The sequence below is a fragment of the Bartonella sp. AA126HLJHH genome (assembly GCF_042197425.1).
In the GTDB taxonomy this organism is placed as follows: Bacteria; Pseudomonadota; Alphaproteobacteria; order Rhizobiales; family Rhizobiaceae; genus Bartonella.
On the sequence record NZ_JBHIRU010000058.1, the window covers coordinates 1 to 3,223 of the forward strand.

The 3,223-nt window shown below is 38.0% G+C and carries 5 protein-coding genes; all 5 read left to right on the forward strand.

Annotated elements, in window-relative coordinates; translation table 11 throughout:
- The coding region (locus ACFIQC_RS09450; RefSeq protein WP_375707104.1) for an HNH/ENDO VII family nuclease at nucleotides 1-1,353 on the forward strand (1,353 nt) is incomplete at its 5' end.
- Nucleotides 1,354-1,373: 20 nt separating this feature from the next.
- The gene (locus tag ACFIQC_RS09455) at nucleotides 1,374-1,859 is read left to right on the forward strand and encodes an SMI1/KNR4 family protein (protein ID WP_208438784.1); all 486 of its coding nucleotides are present in this window, start codon (nucleotides 1,374-1,376) and stop codon (nucleotides 1,857-1,859) included.
- Nucleotides 1,856-2,320 (forward strand): SMI1/KNR4 family protein, encoded by a 465-nt coding sequence (locus ACFIQC_RS09460; protein ID WP_375655430.1) that lies wholly within the window; start codon nucleotides 1,856-1,858, stop codon nucleotides 2,318-2,320. Before ACFIQC_RS09455 ends, ACFIQC_RS09460 begins: the two co-directional genes overlap by 4 nt.
- 102 nt (nucleotides 2,321-2,422) lie before the next feature.
- Nucleotides 2,423-2,899, forward strand: a complete 477-nt coding sequence (locus tag ACFIQC_RS09465; protein ID WP_375627527.1) for an SMI1/KNR4 family protein — start codon at nucleotides 2,423-2,425, stop codon at nucleotides 2,897-2,899.
- A gap of 5 nt (nucleotides 2,900-2,904) precedes the next feature.
- A partial coding sequence (locus ACFIQC_RS09470) for a DUF6990 domain-containing protein (protein ID WP_375707105.1) occupies nucleotides 2,905-3,223 on the forward strand: 319 nt, incomplete at its 3' end.

The following is a 3,223-nucleotide window of genomic DNA, read 5'->3' on the forward strand; positions in this document are numbered from 1 at the left end:
GACCACACCATTGATGTTGCACGGGCTGCTGGGGGCGTTGCTGCTGCCCTTGCCGGTGGCAATGTTGATGCCGGCGCTGATGCCGCTGGTAATGCCGCTGCAAATAACTTTTTGGGTAGTGCACAACGCGCTCAGATGAAGAAAGAGTTAGAAGAGTGCCCTGATGATCAGTGTCGAAGAGATGTTAACGAAAAATGGTTCGAGATTGATGAAGAGCAAGATAGGATTTTTGGGATAGGTCTTGCGAAGGGTATGATTGTTGGTGCCGTAAAAGCAATAGGAAACGGAATATCTGAGACAGCTCATGACGTTAAAGAATTAGGATCGGCAATAGGAAACGGAATATATGCGACAGTTCATGACGTTAAAGAATTAGGATCGGCAATAGGAAACAGTTCAGTTGATGAGATCTATCAAAATGCCCTTCAAGGCGTTGGAACAGCAAAAGCTTGGGCCACGAGTGGGCATATATTTGATGATGTCTGGGAAGGTGCTGGTCAACTCTGGGAAGGAGTTGGTCAATTCTGGGGAGGTGTTAAGGATTCCTTTAGAGGGCGTATAGATCACATAAAGGATTCCTTTGGGGGGCATATAGATCACATACATGAAACAATGGAGAAAGGGGGGGATGGAGCATTCAGTGCTGGTGCTGAATCTGGCGAAATGCTAGGTAAACCATTAGGAGATGTGGCTTATATAGTGGGTTCTACAGTGCTTACTGACGGTGCTGTTTCAGCAGCCAAGGGAGGCGTAAAGCTTGCGGGAAAGCTTGTAGAAAAAGATCTCATCAAATTTGCTGCTAAAGCTGAAGAAGCGGCTATAACGGGAGCAACTAGTTCTGAAGTAAATACTGCGCATGTGGGGAAAGAAATCGCACAATCGCTAGAAAAAATGAGCGATGAAGCTATTGCAACTCAATATTTGGGGCAAGAGAGAAAATTCTGGTCAAAACCTATTGAGGTTGAGTTTGAAATAACTAACAAGGGAGAAAAAATTACTCAGACAAACAAAGTCTATCAGAGAGATGATCTGTTTGATCCTAACCAGATTGTTAGTTGGACAGTAAAAGGAAAAGAAGTAAAAGGTACAAATATTGAAAGGATGAAAACAGGAAGAGCACCTCTTGACTTTAATGAAAATCCCATTGAATTGCATCATATGCTGCAAACACATGATGGTCCCATAGCAGAGGTTACAAATGCGTTTCATAATAAACATAATTCAGTTATTCATATTAATCCTAATACAATGGGATCAGCTATTGACAGAGACCTATTCGATAAATGGAGGACGAAATACTGGAAGGAACGTGCTAAAGATTATGAAAAGAAAGATATAGCAACTAAAAAATAATAATTTATGGAGAACAACCTATGAAAACTTATACTTTAGCTGATGTTGTACAATTAATTGATAAAGTAAATAAATATGATGATGAGATTATCAATTTTGGTACTGCAGAGGATGCAGTTAGTGATGTACGGATTAAAGAGGCAGAAAAAACTCTCGGTTTACAGTTTACAACTTCTTATAAGGATTTTTTAAAAAATTATAAGGGAGGAGAAATTGGTTATGAGGAAATTTTTAGCATTTATAACGCAAGTTTTGAGGATCATCCTGCTGGTGATATTGTGCATAAAAACTTATATCATAGGAAACATGGTTTTGCGACATTAGAACAGCTTGTTGTCAGTAGAACTGATTTTGGGGAGACATTTTACTTTGATTATACTCAGTTTCAGGATGGTGAATGCCCACTCTACGTCAAGATTCCATCTGGAGCGTCACATTATTATGCAAGTAATTTTTATGAATTTCTCTGTAAAAGAATTAAAGAGCACGCAGGGGAAGATTTGTGAAAACCTATACCTTAGCTGATGTTGCAGTACTAGTTGATAAATATAGCGATAGTATCGATTTTGGTACTGCTGATGATGGAGTTGATGATGTACTAATTGAAAAAGCAGAGAAAACTCTCGGTTTGCAGTTTACAACTTCCTACAAGAGTTTTTTAAAAAATTACGGAGGAGCGGAGATCTGTGGTGAGGAAATATTAAGTGTTTATAATACAAATTTTGAAATTGCTCGTAGTGATGATATTGTTTATTATCATATAACGGATGTAGAAAATGGTTTAGCAAAACCACAGCAGCTTGTTGTGAGTAGAACTGATTTTGGTGAGACATTTTATTTTGATTACTCTCAGTTTCAGGATGGTGAATGTCCGCTCTATCTTAAGTTTCCACCTAGCGATCCCCAGTATTACGCAAGTAATTTTTATGAATTTCTCTGTAAAAGGATTACAGATAACTTGAAGTAAATTTCTTTGTATGGTGGTTTTACTTCCGAATTGCAATGTTAAACCACTATTTTTTATTTTCAAGAATGCAGGCATCGTTAATATTTTTAAGGGGGATCATCTATGAAAACCTATACCTTAGATGATGTTGTAGTATTAATTGATAAAGTGAATAAATATGATGATGAGATTATCAATTTTGGCACTGCAGAGGATGCGCCTGATGATATATTGATTGAAAAGGCTGAGAGAACTCTTGGTTTACAACTCACCTCGTCCTACAAAAGTTTTTTAAAAAATTATGGAGGAGGAGAAATTGGAGGTTATGAAATTTTTAGCATTTATAACGCAAGTTTTGAAGATAATCCTGCTGGTGATATTGTTTATTATCACTTAACAGATATAAAAAATGGTTTAGCAAAACCACAGCAGCTTGTTGTCAATAGAACAGATTTTGGTGAAACCTTTTACTTTGATTATACTCAGTTTCAGGATGGAGAGTGTCCGCTCTATCTTAAGTTTCTACCTAGCGATCCCCAGTATTACGCAAGTAATTTTTATGAATTTCTCTGTAAAAGAATTAAAGAGCACGCAGGGTAATGACGATGCAAACCAAAGATGCAACAGAGATTTTAAAAAGACTTGGCTGGGAGCCCCATCGCGATGAAATGGGTGATATGTTTTCTTATTATCATCTCCCCGATCGCATAGTGCGTATTCATTATGGTGTCATAGATTATGGACGGGATAGTGGAAGATTATGGGTTTCTGTCAGTCTTACCACTGCCGCCTATTGTCTTGGCTGGGAATACGCTAACGGTAAGAAATCGCGATACCAATATGAGGATATGCTGATTTCTTCAGAAGAGAATTTTGGAGTTACAGCACTGGAGTTTTTTGAAAGCCATGTCAAGGTAGCTTTAG

What these genes read in the sequence shown, in the direction of transcription:
- ACFIQC_RS09455 (WP_208438784.1), top strand. Translation starts at nt 1,374, where the DNA reads ATGAAAACTTATACTTTAGCTGATGTTGTACAATTAATTGATAAAGTA.
- ACFIQC_RS09465 (WP_375627527.1), top strand. Translation starts at nt 2,423, where the DNA reads ATGAAAACCTATACCTTAGATGATGTTGTAGTATTAATTGATAAAGTG.